The 16,670-nt window shown below is 72.5% G+C and carries 14 protein-coding genes; 8 read left to right on the forward strand and 6 right to left on the reverse strand.

Annotation, left to right across the window (positions count from 1 at the left end; translation table 11 throughout):
* The first annotated feature begins 160 nt into the window (after positions 1–160).
* From IH50_RS0130315 to IH50_RS0130325, 3 genes are all read left to right on the forward strand, one after another.
* Positions 161–1,318: an acyl-CoA dehydrogenase family protein gene (locus tag IH50_RS0130315; protein WP_030869355.1), complete on the forward strand. Its 1,158-nt coding sequence runs from the start codon at positions 161–163 to the stop codon at positions 1,316–1,318.
* A gap of 35 nt (positions 1,319–1,353) precedes the next feature.
* A complete protein-coding gene (gene tesB / locus IH50_RS0130320) occupies positions 1,354–2,223 on the forward strand; it encodes an acyl-CoA thioesterase II (RefSeq protein ID WP_030869356.1) in 870 nt (289 codons plus the stop codon).
* Between the two features lie 283 nt (positions 2,224–2,506).
* Positions 2,507–3,022, forward strand: coding sequence for a DUF4232 domain-containing protein (locus IH50_RS0130325; RefSeq protein WP_030869357.1), 516 nt, complete (start codon positions 2,507–2,509; stop codon positions 3,020–3,022).
* A gap of 67 nt (positions 3,023–3,089) precedes the next feature.
* On the opposite strand, the gene IH50_RS0130330 is transcribed toward IH50_RS0130325, so the two are convergent.
* A complete protein-coding gene (locus tag IH50_RS0130330; protein ID WP_030869358.1) occupies positions 3,090–3,881 on the reverse strand; it encodes a phosphatase in 792 nt (263 codons plus the stop codon).
* A 100-nt stretch (positions 3,882–3,981) separates the two neighbouring features.
* Complete coding sequence (locus tag IH50_RS0130335) at positions 3,982–5,709, reverse strand: PucR family transcriptional regulator (RefSeq protein WP_030869361.1); 1,728 nt, start codon at positions 5,707–5,709, stop codon at positions 3,982–3,984.
* A 152-nt stretch (positions 5,710–5,861) separates the two neighbouring features.
* Here IH50_RS0130335 and speB point away from each other — a divergent pair, with 152 nt between their 5' ends.
* Both speB and IH50_RS0130345 read left to right on the forward strand, forming a co-directional pair.
* Positions 5,862–6,830, forward strand: a complete 969-nt coding sequence (speB, locus tag IH50_RS0130340) for an agmatinase (RefSeq protein ID WP_030869363.1) — start codon at positions 5,862–5,864, stop codon at positions 6,828–6,830.
* Entirely contained in the window at positions 6,827–8,512 is a 1,686-nt protein-coding gene (locus tag IH50_RS0130345) for a thiamine pyrophosphate-binding protein (RefSeq protein WP_030869366.1), read from the forward strand. Before speB ends, IH50_RS0130345 begins: the two co-directional genes overlap by 4 nt.
* A gap of 10 nt (positions 8,513–8,522) precedes the next feature.
* Here IH50_RS0130345 and IH50_RS0130350 read toward each other — a convergent pair whose 3' ends face one another.
* From IH50_RS0130350 to IH50_RS0130365, 4 genes are all read right to left on the reverse strand, one after another.
* Positions 8,523–8,879: a peptidase inhibitor family I36 protein gene (locus IH50_RS0130350; RefSeq protein ID WP_030869369.1), complete on the reverse strand. Its 357-nt coding sequence runs from the start codon at positions 8,877–8,879 to the stop codon at positions 8,523–8,525.
* A 213-nt stretch (positions 8,880–9,092) separates the two neighbouring features.
* Positions 9,093–9,461, reverse strand: coding sequence for a hypothetical protein (locus IH50_RS0130355; RefSeq protein ID WP_030869372.1), 369 nt, complete (start codon positions 9,459–9,461; stop codon positions 9,093–9,095).
* Positions 9,462–9,506: 45 nt separating this feature from the next.
* Positions 9,507–10,322 (reverse strand): endonuclease I family protein, encoded by an 816-nt coding sequence (locus tag IH50_RS0130360; RefSeq protein WP_030869374.1) that lies wholly within the window; start codon positions 10,320–10,322, stop codon positions 9,507–9,509.
* 105 nt (positions 10,323–10,427) lie between these two features.
* On the reverse strand, positions 10,428–10,967 hold the full coding sequence (locus IH50_RS0130365) for a hypothetical protein (RefSeq protein WP_234328264.1): 540 nt from the start codon (positions 10,965–10,967) through the stop codon (positions 10,428–10,430).
* A gap of 300 nt (positions 10,968–11,267) precedes the next feature.
* On the opposite strand from IH50_RS0130365, the gene IH50_RS0130370 reads away from it, so the two are divergent.
* From IH50_RS0130370 to IH50_RS0130380, 3 genes are all read left to right on the forward strand, one after another.
* Positions 11,268–12,311, forward strand: a complete 1,044-nt coding sequence (locus tag IH50_RS0130370) for an esterase-like activity of phytase family protein (protein WP_030869381.1) — start codon at positions 11,268–11,270, stop codon at positions 12,309–12,311.
* A 77-nt stretch (positions 12,312–12,388) separates the two neighbouring features.
* A complete protein-coding gene (locus IH50_RS0130375; protein WP_030869385.1) occupies positions 12,389–16,096 on the forward strand; it encodes an ABC transporter ATP-binding protein in 3,708 nt (1,235 codons plus the stop codon).
* A 110-nt stretch (positions 16,097–16,206) separates the two neighbouring features.
* Positions 16,207–16,593 (forward strand): hypothetical protein, encoded by a 387-nt coding sequence (locus IH50_RS0130380; RefSeq protein WP_030869388.1) that lies wholly within the window; start codon positions 16,207–16,209, stop codon positions 16,591–16,593.
* Positions 16,594–16,670: the final 77 nt, after the last annotated feature.

The following is a 16,670-nucleotide window of genomic DNA, read 5'->3' on the forward strand; positions in this document are numbered from 1 at the left end:
GGCCTGCGCTCTGGACGGCTGTGGATACTCGCCGGTATTTTGGGTGAGCAAGCGCTTGGCCAGGGGGGAGCCCAGCCATCAATCGAGAGACCCCCACGGCGAGCAACCACCTACGCGAGAGCGGCGCCGGTTCAGGCGCAAGGAAGGGCGGTGGCGAATAGTGCGCCGTACGGTTTTCAACGAGGATCACGAGGCGTTCCGGGAGACCCTCCGCGCCTTCATCGAGGCCGAGGTCGTCCCCGTCTACGACGAGTGGTTCGCGGCGGGCCAGGCACCCCGCGACTTCTACTACAAGCTCGGTGAGCTGGGCATCTTCGGCATCAGCGTGCCCGAGGAGTTCGGCGGCGCCGGCATGGACACCCACAAGTTCGAGGCCGTCCTCTACGAGGAGACCGCCCGCGCGGGCGTCCAGTTCGGCGGCTCCGGCGTCCACGTGCTGCTCGCCCTGCCCTACATCAAGATGCTCGCCACCGACGAGCAGAAGAAGCGCTACCTGCCGAAGTTCGTCACCGGCGAGGAGATGTGGGCCATCGCGATGACCGAGCCGGGCACCGGCTCCGACCTCGCGGGCATGAAGACCACCGCCAAGCTCAGCGAGGACGGCACGCACTACGTCCTCAACGGCGCCAAGACCTTCATCACCGGCGGCGTCCACGCCGACAAGGTGATCGTCTGCGCCCGCACCGCCGCCCCGACGGCCGAGGACCGTCGCCACGGCATATCCCTCTTCGCCGTCGACACCAAGTCCGAGGGCTACTCGGTGGGCCGCAAGCTCGACAAGCTCGGCCTGAAGACCTCCGACACCGCCGAGCTGGCCTTCGTCGACGTCAAGGTCCCCGTCGAGGACCTGCTCGGCGAGGAGAACAAGGGCTTCTCCTACCTCGGCCACAACCTGGCCTCCGAGCGCTGGGGCATCGCCTTCGGCGCCTACGCGCAGGCCAAGGCCGCCGTCCGGTTCGCCAAGCAGTACGTGCAGGAGCGCACCGTCTTCGGCAAGCCGGTCGCCCACTTCCAGAACACCAAGTTCGAGCTGGCCGCCTGCCAGGCCGAGGTGGACGCCGCCGAGGCCGTCGCCGACCGCGCCACCGAGGCCCTGGACGCCGGCGAGCTGACCCCCGCCGAGGCCGCCAGCGCCAAGCTGTTCTGCACCGAGGTCGCCCACCGCGTCATCGACCGCTGCCTCCAGCTCCACGGCGGCTACGGCTACATGAACGAGTACCCGATCGCCCGCCTGTACGCGGACAACCGCGTCAACCGCATCTACGGCGGCACCAGCGAGATCATGAAGACGATCATCGCCAAGGACATGGGCCTGTAAGCCGCCCGAAATCCCTGCCGTATACAACTGACCCCATGAGTCAGGCACTCCAGGAACTCCTCGATCTGCTCGACCTCGAGCAGATCGAGGAGAACATCTTCCGCGGCAGCTCGCGCAGCGCCGTCGTCCCCCGCGTCTTCGGCGGGCAGGTCGCGGCGCAGGCACTGGTCGCGGCCGGGCGGACCGTCCCCGAGGACCGGCCCGCCCACTCCCTGCACGCGTACTTCCTGCGCCCCGGCGACCCCGGCGCCCCGATCGTCTACACCGTCGACCGGATCCGCGACGGCCGCTCCTTCACCACCCGGCGGGTCGTCGCCGTCCAGCACGGAAAGCCGATCTTCCACCTCTCCGCGTCCTTCCAGACGTACGAGGAGGGCCTGGACCACCAGGCCCCGATGCCGCCGTCCCCGGACCCGGACGCGCTCCCCACCTCGGAGGAACGCCTGCGCGGCTACGCCCACCTCGGCCCCGAGGTCGTGGAGCGCTTCCTGGAGGCCCGCGCCGCCGTCGACCTGCGCTACGTCGACGAGCCGCCCTACGGCCGCTTCGGCGAGCCCCGCGCACCCCACTCCCAGGTGTGGTTCCGCACCAACGGCAAGCTCGCGGACGACCCCCTGCTGCACGTCGTCCTCGCCACGTACGTCTCCGACATGACGCTCCTGGACTCCGTCCTCCTCGCCCACGGCCGCGGCGGCTGGGCCGTCGGCGACGTCGTCGGCGCCTCCCTGGACCACGCGATGTGGTTCCACCGCCCGTTCCGCGCCGACGAGTGGCTCCTGTACGACCAGCAGTCCCCGTCGGCCCACGGCGGCCGGGGCCTCGGCCAGGCCCGCATCTACACCCAGGACGGCCGCCTCGCGGTCTCGGTCATCCAGGAGGGCGTGGTCCGGGTCCCGCGCGCCTGAGCCGGCTCCGGACGCCTTTTTCCTCTCCGTGCGGCATGGGTCTCGTGTTTCCGAGCCGGTTCCGGGTGCCCTCTTCCTCTCCACGACGCACGGGCCGGGCGGCGGTCCGCGTCCCGGCGGACCGTTCCAGGCGGTCGGTATCCGTGCTGGTCAGAGGCCGTTCCAGCGTTCCGGCGTCCCGCGCTGGGCGTCCGGTGTGGCGAGCGGGACGGACCACGGCACAAGCTGCGGTCATCCCGGCAGCCCGCCGGCCGATCCACCTCGTCACACCACGGAGACCACCATGCGTGCTCGTTTCGCCACCCGCTCCGCCCGCCTCGCCCTGGCCGCCGTCGCCGCGCTCGCCCTCGGCGGCGCCGCCACCGCCACGGCCACCGCCGACAGCTCCACCACCCGGCCCTGCGCGACCAGCGACCTGAACTTCAAGGTCACGTCCGAGACGCAGGCGGGCGGCTACTACCTGATCACCGCCAAGGCCAAGCCCGGCATCGTCTGCCACCTGGAGGGCGTGTTCCCCTCCGCCTCCTTCGGCTCCTCCCCCGACACCGCGGTCTCGCCCGCCGAGCAGAGCGCCGGCGACGACATCGTCCTCGGCGGCTCCACCGCCGCCTACGCCGGCATCAGCCCCAAGAGCACCAACAACAACGACGGCATCCAGTTCGACCGGCTCCACCTCTCGGTCGCCGGTGACGAGGAGAACGCCGTCACGCTCCGCCTCCCCGACACCGCCACGGTCGACCTGCCCGTCGCCACCAACTGGCACGCCGACGCCGCCGACGCCGTCCCGTTCATCGGCTGACGCTCGCGTCCACCGGCTGCCCCCGTCGGCCGGGCGTGTCCCCCGCGCCCGGCCGGCGAGGGCGTTCTCACCGAGCCAGGCCGGCCTCCGCCAGCAGGTACGCCGTCATCGGGTCGTAGTGGCGGGGGCTGGTGACGTGGTCGTCGAGGGGGACCGTGACCTGGACGGTGCCCTCCGCCTCGGCGAGGAACAGCGCCGGGTCGTTGCAGTCGGCGTAGCCGACGGAGTCGACGCCGTACTGTCCCGCCGCACCCGCCCAGCCGTGGTCGGCGACGACCAGGTCCGGCAGCGGGCGGCCCTCGCGCTCCAGGGCCGTCAGGATGGCCTTCATCGGCTCACCGGAATGGGTGTGCCACAGCGTGGCGCCGTGCTCCAGCACCGCCACGTCCGCGAACTGCATCACATACCCCTCGTCCGTCGTCAGCCCGTCCGGGATGACGACGATCTCGCAGCCGACGGCCCGCAGCGCGGCGGCCGTCGCACGGTGCACGTCCAGCAGCCCGCCCGGGTGACCGGTCGCGAACAGCACCCGCTGCTGCCCGTCCGCCGCCTTGCGCAGCCGCCCGGCCATGCGCTCCAGCCCGGTCACGGTCAGCTCCGGGTCGATGGTGTCCTGCCCGTACCGGTGCTCGGGGTCGTCGTTGACGCCGACCCGCTCCGCCATCACCGCGAGCACGTCCTGCTCGTCGGTCCAGCGGTCGCCGAGCTCCAGACCGAGCCAGAAGTGGCGGTCGCCGTTCGCCAGCTTGCGGTAGTGGGAGAGGTTGTTCTCGCGCGGCGTGGCGACATCGCCCGCGATGCGTGTGGCGACCAGGTGCTCGACGAGTTCGGCGCGGCTGGGTGTCCCGGGTATCGGCATGCCCACCATTGTGGAGCAGCGCCCTGTGGGCGTCTCCGGCGTATCGCCTCCTGGAATGTGCGTCACGTACTCAGCCGGCTCCGTACGGCTACTCAGACCCTCACGTCCGCCGCAGCGCGAACCACAGCTCCATCCGTACGTCCGGGTCGTCCAGGTCCGCCTCCAGCAGCGCCGCGCAGCGCGCGATGCGCTGCCGCACGGTGTTGCGGTGCACGGACAGCGCCACCGCCGTACGGTCCCAGCTGCCGTGCAGGGACAGCCAGGTGCGCAGGGTGTCGGTGAGGGCGGGAGCGGCCGCTATCGGCGCGAGCAGCGACCGGGCGTGGGCGTCCGCGTCGTGCGGCGGGACGAGGTCGGCGAGGGCGGGACGGTCGCCGTGCCGGAACAGCGGGGCGCGGGTGGCGCGGGCCCGGGCCAGGGCGCGGGCGGCCTGGGTGTCGGCGTCCGGCCAGTCGGGCGGGGCGGCGGCGGCGCTGACGCCGAGGGTCCAGCCGGGAAGCGGCTCCACGGGGCGGTCGGCGGGCACCAGGACGCGGACGACCTCGCCGGCCGGGTCGACCAGGGGGGAGCCGAGCGCCGTGCCGAGCGCGGAGGTGGCCAGGGGGTCCGGTGCGGTGGGGCCGTCCGGCCGGGCGTGGACCACGTGCCACCGCTCTCCGCCGAGGAGCGGGGCCACGTCCTGGGGTGGGCTGCCCAGCAGGAGCCGTACGAGGGCGGAGGAGCGGGCCGCGATGGTGCCGCTCTGCTGCTGGGCGGTGAGGAGGGTGAGCAGGACGGCTGCGACGGAGGCGATGGTGTGGTTGCCCGGGTCGCGTTGTGGCGAGGCCACGCCGAGTACGTATCCGGTGCCGAGGGCGTAGGCGGCGAGGTGGGTGCCGTCGACTGTGTCACTGGCGGAGGTGGGGGTGGGTGCGTGTGCCGCTTGCCGGTGCTTGCCGGGGGTGGGCGCCGCCTGTCGGTGCTCGCCGGGGGTGGGTGTCACTCGCCGGCGTTCGCCAGGTGCCGCCGCGCCCACCCTCCCCCACTCTCGGCTTCGCTCGAGCGGGGGGACCCCCATCGCCCCAGTGGCACGACTGCCCGCGGCTGGGGTGGCGCGATTGCCCGCGGCTGCGGCGGCACGACTGCCCGCGGCTGGGGTGGCACGACTGCCCGCGGCTGGGGCGGTGCGGTTGCCCGCGGCTGGGGTATCGGGGCGTAGCACTTTGGCCAGGTCTGCCAGGGACTGTCTCGGCTTCGGGGGCGGGGTGGTTCCCGCGGTGGCCAGTTCGGTGGTGTCCGGGGTGTACAGGGCGGCCCAGCCGCCGATCCGCTGGGCCAGTTGGTGGAGGACCGGGCGGACCGGGTCCGGGCGGGACGCCGCGGTGGCGAGGCTCTGCTGGGCCTCCGTGACCCGGCGCAGCTCCGCGAGACGGGCCTGCGCCATGAGCTGCCAGACCGCCCGCGCCACCCCCGAGAACGTGGTCCGCGGCGGCACCTCCAGCAGCGGCAGCCCGTGCATCTCGCACGCCTCCGCCAGCGCCCCCGGCACCGCCTCGTGCACCGGTGCCACGCCGAACCCGAGCGCCGCCCCGCCCGCCGCCACGATCCGGGAGACGTACGCGTCGAAGTACCCCGCGCCCGCCCCCTCCGGGATGTGCACCCCCGCCGACAGCAGCAGCTCCCCGCCCAGCAGGTACGGGTACGGGTCCGCCATCTCCGAGGCGTGCGCCCAGTGCACGACGGTGCCGGGGTCGTCGGGCCCGGCGACCCGGCGCAGTCCGAGGTCCTCGCGTGCCAGGAGTGCGTCCAGGCGCACGGGCGGCGTGGGGGGAACCATGGGGTCCGGCATGTTGGACACTTCCTCCATTCCGTGCGGCGGGAATGGAGGAAACGTACACTTCGCAGGTGCTTTCCGCCGCTCTAGGGTCGGGACAGACCGGCAGCCCGCGGGTGCGGGCGGATGTACGAGCCAAGGCGAAGAGCAGGAAAGAAGGCAGTCCTATGAGCGGCAACGAGACGCCCCGCGGTCCCGTCGACTCCTCCCGTGTCCCCCGGTACGCCGGCCCCGCGACCTTCGCCCGGCTGCCCCGCCTCGACGAGGTCGGCCGCGCCGACGTCGCCGTGGTGGGCGTGCCCTTCGACTCGGGCGTCTCCTACCGGCCGGGCGCCCGCTTCGGCGGCAACGCCATCCGTGAGGCGTCCCGGCTGCTGCGCCCCTACAACCCGGCGCAGGACGCCTCCCCCTTCGCTCTCGCCCAGGTCGCGGACGGCGGCGACATCGCCGTGAACCCCTTCAACATCAACGAGGCCGTGGAGACGGTCGAGGCCGCCGCCGACGACCTCCTCGGCACCGGCGCCCGCCTGATGACCCTGGGCGGCGACCACACCATCGCCCTGCCGCTGCTCCGCTCCGTCGCCAAGAAGCACGGTCCGGTCGCCCTGCTCCACTTCGACGCCCACCTCGACACCTGGGACACCTACTTCGGCGCCGAGTACACCCACGGCACCCCGTTCCGCCGCGCGGTGGAGGAGGGCATCCTCGACACCTCCGCCCTCTCCCACGTCGGCACCCGCGGCCCGCTCTACGGCAAGCAGGACCTCACCGACGACGAGAAGATGGGCTTCGGTATCGTCACCTCCGCGGACGTCTACCGCCGGGGCGCCGACGAGGTCGCCGACCAGCTCCGCCAGCGCATCGGCGACCGCCCGCTGTACATCTCCATCGACATCGACTGCCTGGACCCGGCCCACGCCCCCGGCACCGGCACCCCCGAGGCCGGCGGCATGACCTCCCGCGAACTCCTGGAGATCCTGCGCGGACTGGCCTCCTGCAACCTGGTCTCGGCGGACGTCGTCGAGGTGGCTCCCGCGTACGATCACGCCGAGATCACCTCGGTCGCCGCGTCCCACACGGCGTACGAGCTGACCACGATCATGTCCCGTCAGATCGCGGAGGCCCGCGCACAGTGACCCACGACCACGACCTGGTGCTCCGCCCGACCGCCGCCCAGACGGAGGCCGCGCTGAACCCTCCCCCCGGCCGCAACGGCGGAGACCTGGTCGTGGAGACCCTGGCCGGGCTCGGCGCGACCACCGTCTTCGGCCTGCCCGGCCAGCACGCCCTCGGCGTGTTCGACGCCCTGCGCCGCTCCGGCCTGCGGTACGTCGGCCTGCGGGTGGAGAACAACGCCGGGTTCGCGGCGGACGCGTACGGCCGGATCACCGGTGAGGCCGCCCCGCTGCTGCTGTCGACCGGCCCGGGAGCCCTCACCTCGCTGGCCGCGCTCCAGGAGGCGGCCGCCGCCTCCGCCCCCGTGCTGGCGATCTGCAGCCAGGTCCCGACGCCGGGGCTCGGCGGTGGCCGCCACGGCTACCTGCACGAACTCCCCGACCAGGCGGCCTCGTTCCGCGGCGTGGTCAAGTCCGTCCACACGGTCCGTACGCAGTCCCAGATCCCGTCCGCGATCGCCGAGGCCTGGAAGTCGGCGCTGACCGTCCCGCACGGGCCGGTGTGGGTGGAGATCCCGCAGGACGTCCTGCTCGCGGAGGCCGCCCTGCCGGTGGTGACGGCGATGGACGCCACCCCCGACGAGCTGCCCCCGCGCCCCGAACTCACCGCGCTCGCCGCCCACCTGCTGGCGAACGCCGCCCGTCCCGCGATCATCGCGGGCGGGGGAGTGGTCCGTTCCGACGCCTCCGGCAAGCTGAGGCAGCTCGCCGAGCGGATCCAGGCGCCCGTGGTCACCACCCCCGGCGGCAAGGGCGCCTTCCCCTGGACGCACCCGCTGTCGCTGCAGTCCTGGCTGGAGGACCGCCACACCACCGACTTCCTCCAGGACGCGGACGTCCTGCTGGTCGTCGGCTCCGGCCTCGGCGAACTCTCCTCCAACTACCACACGTTCGAGCCGCGCGGCCGGGTCGTCCAGATCGAGGCCGACCTCGGCAAACTGGAGTCCAACCACCCGGCCCTCGGCATTCACGCCGACGCCCGCCTCGCCCTCCAGGCACTGCTGGAGACGGTGGAGACCCGCGAGGACGCGGCCGCGCCCGAGCGTGTACGGGGAGTGCTGGACCGCGTCCGCGAGCGCCTCGCCGCCCAGGAACTCGCCCTGGAACAGCAGGTGCTGACGGCGGTCCGCCGCGCCCTGCCCACCGGCTCGCCGTCCTTCTGGGACATGACGATCCTGACGTACTGGGCCTGGTCCGCGTTCGACGCCATGGGCCCCAACCACCTGCACTCCGCGCAGGGCGCCGGCGGCCTGGGCTACGGCTTCCCGGCCGCCCTGGGCGCGGCGGTCGCCGACCCCACCCGCCCGGTCCTCGCGGTCTCCGGGGACGGCGGCGCCCTGTACTCCGTCGCGGAGCTGGCCACGGCCCGCCAGCACGACCTCGACGTCACCTGGCTGATCGTCGACGACGGCGGCTACGGCATCCTCCGCGAGTACATGACCGACGCCTTCGGCGAGCCCACGGCGACGGAACTGACCCGCCCCGACTACGTGGCCCTGGCGGAGTCCTTCGGCGTCCCGGGCCTGCGGACCAGCCCCGAGACCCTGGAACAGGACCTCGCCAGGGCGCTTGCCGCACCGGGTCCGTCGGTCGTCGTCCTCCCCGCCGTGCTGCGGATGTTCGCGCCGACGCACCTGGGCTGAGTCCGGTGGGTCAGCAGGCGCCCGGGCCCACCCCGTCGATCCGTCCGCCGAAGTCGCCGAGGTAGCGGGAGCGCCAGTCACCGTTGAAGACGTCCCGCTTCTCGACCGGCTGCCAGTTCACGAAGCAGGCCCGGGTGCTCGCGACGACCGAGCCGACGTGGTCGTGGAGGCGGGGCGGCATGTCGCGGTAGCCGCTGCGCGCGGTCCACTCCCAGTAGTCGCCGCCGAAGCCCTCCTTGCTCCAGAAGCACACGGACCCGTCGGGGCAGGACGGGGGCGCGGCCGGCGCGGCGGACGCCGTGTGGGCGGGCAGCAGGAGCGCGGTCAGGGCGAGGACGGCGGCGAGGGACCAGGAACGAGTCTTCACGGCACTCTCCAGTAAGGCGGCGTGACGGCATGGAACGGCCCCGGCGGATCCGCCGGGGCCGTTCCATGGTTGTGGAGGGGCGGGGCCGACCGGCCCCGGCCGCCGTCCACACCACCGGATGGAGCGAACCGGAGGCCCGACGGCGTGCTTCCGGCGAGCGGCGAACGCGTTCACGCGGGGCGTACGCGCCCGGCGCCACCGGACCGGCTCGCCTCACCCCAGCAGTTCGCCGAACTCTTTCCTGTCGTGGGCGAGACGCTCGGCGTAGCCCGCGGAGAACGCCGCCTGCTCGCGGGGGCTCATGGTGTCGTGCGGCAGGCGGGACGGCGGCAGGAGGTCCGGCAGCTCCCGGTAGACGGTCACCGCAGCTTCCCAGTGTGCGCCTCCCCTGTTCCTCGCCCGGACGAGATGGTCCGCGAGGCGGGACAGCTCCTCGTCCAGCAGATGCTCCGGGACCTTCTTGGAGAGGAACTCCCCGGGTTCGGGAGGTGGTCCCTCCGGCGTGGCGAGGAGCCGCAGTGTCCAGAGGGCGGCGAGCAGCCGCCCCGACCGTGTGTGATCGCTCGGTGTCGCGTCAGCCATGAGGAAGTCTGCCCCGGTACCGGCCGTCGTGACACCGGCGTCCGGCTACCAGATCGACTCGACCCACTCCGGGTGGTCGATGAACGGGTTGCGGTTGTGCTGGTACGAGTCGTAGATGACGTCGTTGCGGTTCTTCTCGAACGCGCTCGGCGGGTCCTGCTCGTGCCACTGCTTCAGGACCGAGAGGCGGCCGTGGTACGGGTCGCTGCCGTTGGTGACGGAGTCGTTGGGCTCCAGGTCGGGCCAGCCGTCGGTGCCCTCGTAGCGGACGGCCATGTAGAGGATCATGCGGGCCACGTCGCCCTTGACCGCGTCGCGCGGTTCGAAGGAGTCGGAGTCGGTCAGGCTGCCGCCGCTGTCGGTGAACGAGCTGCCGCCGTTGTCGAAGTCCTTGTTGTCGCGGATGGAGTTGACCCGGACGTCCTCGGGGCGCAGGTGGTGCAGGTCGGTGCCGGGGCCGGTGGAGGTGCCGAAGTCGCCGTGGGACTTGGCCCACACGTGCTCGCGGTTCCAGTCGCCCACGTCACCGCCGTTGAGGGACTTGCTGCGGGAGATGCCCGAGTACAGCAGGATCACGTTGTTGCTGTTGTCCGGGTCCTGGTCGGTGACCTTCAGGGCGTTCCAGACCGCCGAGTACGAGATCTTCGTCTGGTCGCTGATGATCGTGTGCAGGGAGTCCTTCAGCGCCGGGCCGGTCTTGCCGATCGCGTCGGCGTAGTACGTCGGGTCGTAGCTCGTCGCTGTTGCTGCTGTCGTGGTCGTGGCCGGGGTCGCGGTCGCGGCGGGAGCGGTGAGGCCGGCGAGTACGACAGCGGTGGCGAGCGCCAGCGGCTTCCGGCGCCGTATGCGTATCGCGCGCATGTGGGGTGTCCGATCTACGCGGGTTGCACGAAGTGGATAACCCAGAGAGTGACATGCACATGCGGCGGAAGGGATGGACGGGAGGTGGCGATTGCGTGACGGCTGTCACCGGGTGGGGGCGGTCCAGGGGGCGAGCAGATCCCGCAGCAGCTCCGCGAAGGCGCCGTCCAGCGTGTCCTCCCGCTCCTGGTCGCCGACGGCTTCGGGGCAGAGAGCGGCGGGCCGGGCGATCCAGAGGATCTTCCAGGGCAGCGACCGCAGCGCGGGGTCACCCCAGATCCCGCCGTGCGGGACCAGCGGGTGGAGCACATCGCTGAGGTGTTCCGTCACGACCCGCACCAGCGGACCGTCGGGTGCCGTGTGCGCCGCCGCCATCGCCGCGCGGGAGGACCGGGCGACGGCGGCCGTCGTCGGATGCCGTCGGACGGCGCGCACGGCCTGCGTCAGATGCCGGGTGACCCCCGCGGCGGTGCCGTCGCCGGGATGCCTGCGGAGGGTGAGGTCGAGGGTGTTCGCGAGTTCCGCTCCCAGGGCGAGCAGGTGCAGAGCGGAAGCGGACTTCCAGTTCGCGTAGAGGAAGTTACGGGAGGTGCCGCAGGCGCGGGAGATCGCGGTCAGGGACACGTCCAGACCATCGGTGCGCATGAGCGTACGCACGGTGGTGATTACATGTCCGGTGGCAAGAGGGTCGCGCAGCATGACCCCATGGTGAGAAAAAGCGTGAGCAGTTGGCGGGTGAATGTTCGGATTGCGCTCAAATGAGTGATAAAAGGACGGATAGGGGTGAGATGTTCAGGCTTTTTGGTGAGAGGGGTGAGGGGAGGCCGTTCCGACAGCGGCGACGAAAGCGGCCCGGCCGGCCGCCGGGAGAGCCACCACCGGACCCTGCGGATCTTTAACGGTTCGGCCCCTCGGGCGTCACCGAACCGTTCTACGGTGACGCCCATGCGTCTGCGACCGCTCCTCGTCACCCTCACCGCCGCCCTCGCGGCCACCACCTGCCTCGCGGCCACCGGGCCCGCCGCCGCGCACGGCGGCGGGGTCTGCTCCCCGTCCGTCTCCGTCGACCGCTTCTCCGACACCCTCGACAAGACGACGTACGGCGGCACCTACGTCGGCAACCTCTCCGCCCTCGCCGGCGACGGCTCCCCCGCGCCGCTCCGCCCGCGCACGAGCGCCCCCGCCGGCACCGTCGCCGCCCTCTCCGACCGGTCCGCCCTGTTCCAGCTCGACGCCCGCACCCTGCGCCCCGAGAGCGTGATCCAACTCGCCGACGAGAACGGGGCCGCGCTCGACGCGGAGGGACTGGTCGTGGACCTCCTCCCCTCCCGGCCCCGCTCGGACGGGGGGACCTCCACCGGGACCTACCTCGTCTCCTCCGAGACCGAGCCCTCCGTACGCCGCTACTCCCGCGACGGCACCCTCCTCGGCCGCCTCCCCGTGCCCGACGGCCTCCGTACCGCCCCCGACGGCCCCGCCAGGGCCAACGGCACCTTCGAAGGCCTGACCCTCCTCCCCGGCGGACGCACCCTGATCGCGTCCATGGAGTACCCGCTCACCGGCGACCCCGACGACCAGGTCCGCTTCCAGACCTGGCGCCGCACCGCCCACGGTGACTTCCGCACCGGCGCGCAGTACACCTACCGGATCGACCCGGGCCACGGCGTCTCCGAGATCACCGCCACCCCCGACGGACGGCTGCTCGTCCTGGAACGCGGCTTCACCTCCAGCGTCGGCAACACCGTCCGCCTCTACCTGGCCGACCGGCACGGCACCGCGTACGACAAGACCCTGCTCGCCGACCTCGCCGACTGCCCCACCCTCGGCGCCACCGCCAAGCAGCCCCAGGTCAACCCCCTCCTCGACAACATCGAGGGCATGACCGTCACCGGCCGGTCCAAGGGCCGCCTGAACCTCCTCCTGGTCAGCGACGACAACCAGAACGAGAACCAGATCACCCGCCTCTACGCTCTCCGCGTACGCCTCTGAATGTTGCGGCGGGATGAAATCCGCCGCCGGCCGCGTTGGTGCCTTCCGGCAGATCAGGACGATCGGAGGGCACCCGCGTGACACCGCAACGGGGATGGGCACGGCGACTGGCCGCATACGCGTGGCGGCATCCCAAGGACGTCGTCCTCGCGCTGGGCTCCTCCCTCGGCGGCATGGCCGTCATGGCGCTGGTCCCGCTGATCACCAAGGTGATCATCGACGACGTCATCGGCGACAAGACCAGGTCCATGACCACCTGGGCCGGACTCCTCGTCGGCGCCGCGCTCGCCGTCTACGCCCTCACCTACATCCGCCGCTACTACGGCGGCCGGCTCGCCCTCGACGTCCAGCACGACCTGCGGACCGAGATGTACGGGACGATCACCCGGCTCGACGGCAGACGCCAGGACGAGCTGTCCACCGGGCAGGTCGTCGGACGCGCCACCAGCGACCTCCAGCTCATCCAGAGCCTGCTCTTCATGCTGCCGATGACCATCGGCAACCTCCTGCTGTTCCTGATCTCCCTCGTGATCATGGCGTGGCTGTCGCTGCCGCTCACCGCCGTCGCCCTCGCCGTCGCCCCCGCCCTGTGGTGGATCGCCAAACGCAGCCGCACCCGGCTGCACCCCTCCACCTGGTACGCGCAGGCGCAGGCGGGAGCCGTGGCCGGGGTGGTCGACGGCGCGGTCAGCGGCGTACGCGTGGTGAAGGGCTTCGGACAGGAGGAGCAGGAGACCGGCAAGCTGCGCGAGGTCGGACGGCGGCTGTACGCCGGGCGGCTGCGCACCATCCGGCTGAACTCCCGGTACACCCCCGCCCTCCAGGCCGTACCCGCCCTCGGCCAGGTGGCGATGCTGGCCCTCGGCGGCTGGCTCGCCGTACGCGGGCACATCACGCTCGGCACGTTCGTCGCCTTCTCCACCTACCTCGCCCAGCTCGTCGGCCCGGTCCGGATGCTCGCCATGGTCCTCACCGTCGGCCAGCAGGCCCGCGCCGGCACCGAACGCGTCCTGGAGCTGATCGACACCGAGCCGTCCCTGACCGACGGCACCAGGGAACTGCCCGCCGACGCCCCGGCGACCGTCGAGTTCGACGACGTCTCCTTCGGCTACGACCCCGGCCGGCCCGTCCTGGACGGCCTCTCCTTCGAGATCCGGCCCGGGGAGACCCTCGCCGTCGTCGGCGCCTCCGGCTCCGGCAAGTCCACCGTCTCCCTGCTCCTGCCGCGCTTCTACGACGTCACCCACGGCGCCGTGCTCGTCGGCGGCCACGACGTGCGCGAGCTGACCACCGAGTCCCTGCGGGCCGCGATCGGACTGGTCCCCGAGGACTCCTTCCTCTTCTCCGACACCGTGCGCAACAACATCGCGTACGGCCGCCCGGACGCCACCGACGAGCAGATCACCGCCGCCGCCCGCGCCGCCCAGGCCGACCGGTTCATCGACGAGCTGCCCGACGGCTACGACACCACCGTCGGCGAGCACGGCCTGACCCTCTCCGGCGGCCAGCGCCAGCGCGTCGCCCTCGCCCGCGCCATCCTCACCGACCCGCGCCTGCTGGTCCTGGACGACGCCACCTCCGCCGTGGACGCCCGCGTCGAGCACGAGATCCACGAGGCGCTGAAGAGCGTCATGCGGGGCCGTACGACCCTGCTGATAGCCCACCGCCGCTCCACCCTCAACCTCGCCGACCGCATCGCCGTCCTCGACGGCGGCCGGCTCGCCGACATCGGCACCCACGACGAGCTCCAGCGGCGCTCCGCCCTCTACCGCAGGCTGCTCACCGACCCCGACGAGCTCGGCGCCGTCTCCCCGGGCCACACCCCGCCCGCCGGACCGCGGGAGGAGGACACCTCGGTCCGCGCCGAGCTGGACGCCGAGTTCGACGCCGAACGCGGGGTCACCCCCCGGCTGTGGACCGGCGACCGCGAACCCAAGGACACCGCGCTGGCCGGCACTCCGGCCACCCCGGAACTCCTCGCCCAGGTGGAGGCGCTGCCCCCGGCGGACGACGTCCCCGACGTCGACGAGGAACAGGCCGTCCGGCCCGAGGACTCCTACGGTCTGCGCCGCCTCCTGCGCGGCTTCCGCACCCCCCTCCTCATCAGCCTCGGCCTGGTCGCCGTGGACGCCGGGATGAGCCTGCTGCTGCCGGTGCTGATCCGGCACGGCATCGACGAGGGCGTCACCCAGACCGCCCTCGGCGCGGTCTGGGCGGCCTCCCTGCTGGGCCTGCTCACCGTGCTCGCCCAGTGGGCGGCGCAGGTCGGCGAGACCCGGATGACAGGACGCACCGGCGAACGCGTCCTCTACGCGCTGCGGCTGAAGATCTTCGCCCAGCTCCAGCGGCTCGGCCTCGACTACTACGAGCGCGAGCTGACCGGCCGGATCATGACCCGGATGACGACGGACGTCGACGCGCTGTCGACGTTCCTGCAGACGGGCCTCGTCACCGCGTTCGTCTCGGTGGTCACCTTCTTCGGCATCATGGCCGCCCTGCTGGTCCTCGACGTCGGCCTCGCCCTCGTCGTCTTCGCCACCCTGCCCCCGCTGATCGTCGGCACGTACTTCTTCCGCCGGGCCAGCGTGAAGGCCTACGAGCTGGCGCGGGAACGGGTGTCGGTGGTCAACGCCGACCTGCAGGAGTCGGTGGCGGGGCTGCGGATCGTGCAGGCGTTCCGCCGCGAACGGGACGGCGGACACCGGTTCGCCGAGCGCAGCGCCGACTACCGCGAGGCACGCGTACGGGGCCAGTGGCTGATCTCGGTGTACTTCCCGTTCGTGCAGTTCCTGTCCTCGATCGCGGCCGCGGCCGTGCTGGTCGTGGGCGGGGGCCGGGTCGACGACGGGACGCTGGCGATCGGCTCGCTGGTCGCCTACCTGCTCTACATCGACCTGTTCTTCGCGCCCGTCCAGCAGCTCTCCCAGGTCTTCGACGGCTACCAGCAGGCGTCCGTCTCCCTGGGCCGCATCCAGGAACTGCTGCGGGAGCCGGCCTCCACGGGGACCGCCGCGAAACCGCTCGACGTGCCGTCCCTGCGCGGCGAGATCGCCTTCGAGGACGTACGCTTCGCCTACGGCGACGACGAGGAGGCCCTCGACGGCATCGACCTCACCATCCCGGCCGGGCAGACCGTCGCCTTCGTCGGCGAGACCGGCGCCGGGAAGTCCACCCTGGTCAAGCTGGTCGCCCGGTTCTACGACCCGACCGGCGGGCGGGTCACCGTCGACGGCACCGACCTGAGGGACCTGGACCTCACCGCCTACCGGCACCGGCTCGGCGTCGTCCCGCAGGAGGCGTACCTCTTCCCCGGCACCGTCCGCGACGCCATCGCCTACGGCCGCCCGGACGCCACCGACGCCGAGGTGGAGGCGGCGGCCCGCGCGGTCGGCGCGCACGAGATGATCGCCACCCTGGACGGCGGCTACCTCCACGAGGTCGCCGAACGCGGCCGCAACCTGTCCGCCGGGCAGCGCCAGCTCATCGCGCTCGCCCGCGCCGAACTCGTCGACCCGGACGTGCTGCTGCTCGACGAGGCGACGGCCGCGCTCGACCTGGCCACCGAGGCCCAGGTCAACCAGGCGACCGACCGCCTGGCAGGACGTCGTACGACACTGGTCGTCGCCCACCGCCTGACCACCGCCGCCCGCGCCGACCGGGTGATCGTGATGGACCACGGCCGGGTCGCGGAGGACGGCACGCACGACGAACTGCTGCGGCGCGGCGGCACGTACGCCACGCTGTGGCGGACGTTCGTCGGGGAGGACGTGCCGACGCCGGCGTGAGGAGCGGCCCCGCCCCCAGGGGGCGGGCGCGCGCAACCATCCGACCTACGTCATGCGTCCGTACACGCGTACGCCGCCTGGCGCGGCAGCCGCGGTACGGGAGGACGACTGTGGGCAGTGGAGCGATACGCCGGCGACTCGCGCTCGGCCTGGCGATGCTGACCACCTCGGGACTGCTCGCCGTCGCCGCGCCCGAGGACGCGCACGCCGCCACGTACTGCGCCGGACGCAAGGTGCGCACCCTGCCGTTCTCCACCGGCTCGGTCGTCGTCTACAAGCGGGGCGGCTACGTCTGCGCCGTCACCCTCGCCAAGAAGCCCGGCACCAGACGGAAGATGTCGGTGAGCGTACGGGCGCGCGGCGGCCGCCCGGTCGTCGACGAGGGCACCTACAAGCACCACGCCGGACCGGTGACCGTGCACGCAGGCCGCCGCTGCGTATGGGTGAAGGGGAGAACCGGCTCGGGGTCCGTCAGCTCCGGCTGGATCCTCTGCTGACCCCTCACCGGCCGAGGGTTAACCCTATGTCCCCTGGTGCTGCGGGGAGTTGGTCCAGTAGCTTCCGGCGCACATCT

The organism is Streptomyces sp. NRRL S-37 (genome assembly GCF_000721605.1).
Lineage (GTDB): Bacteria > Actinomycetota > Actinomycetes > Streptomycetales > Streptomycetaceae > Streptomyces.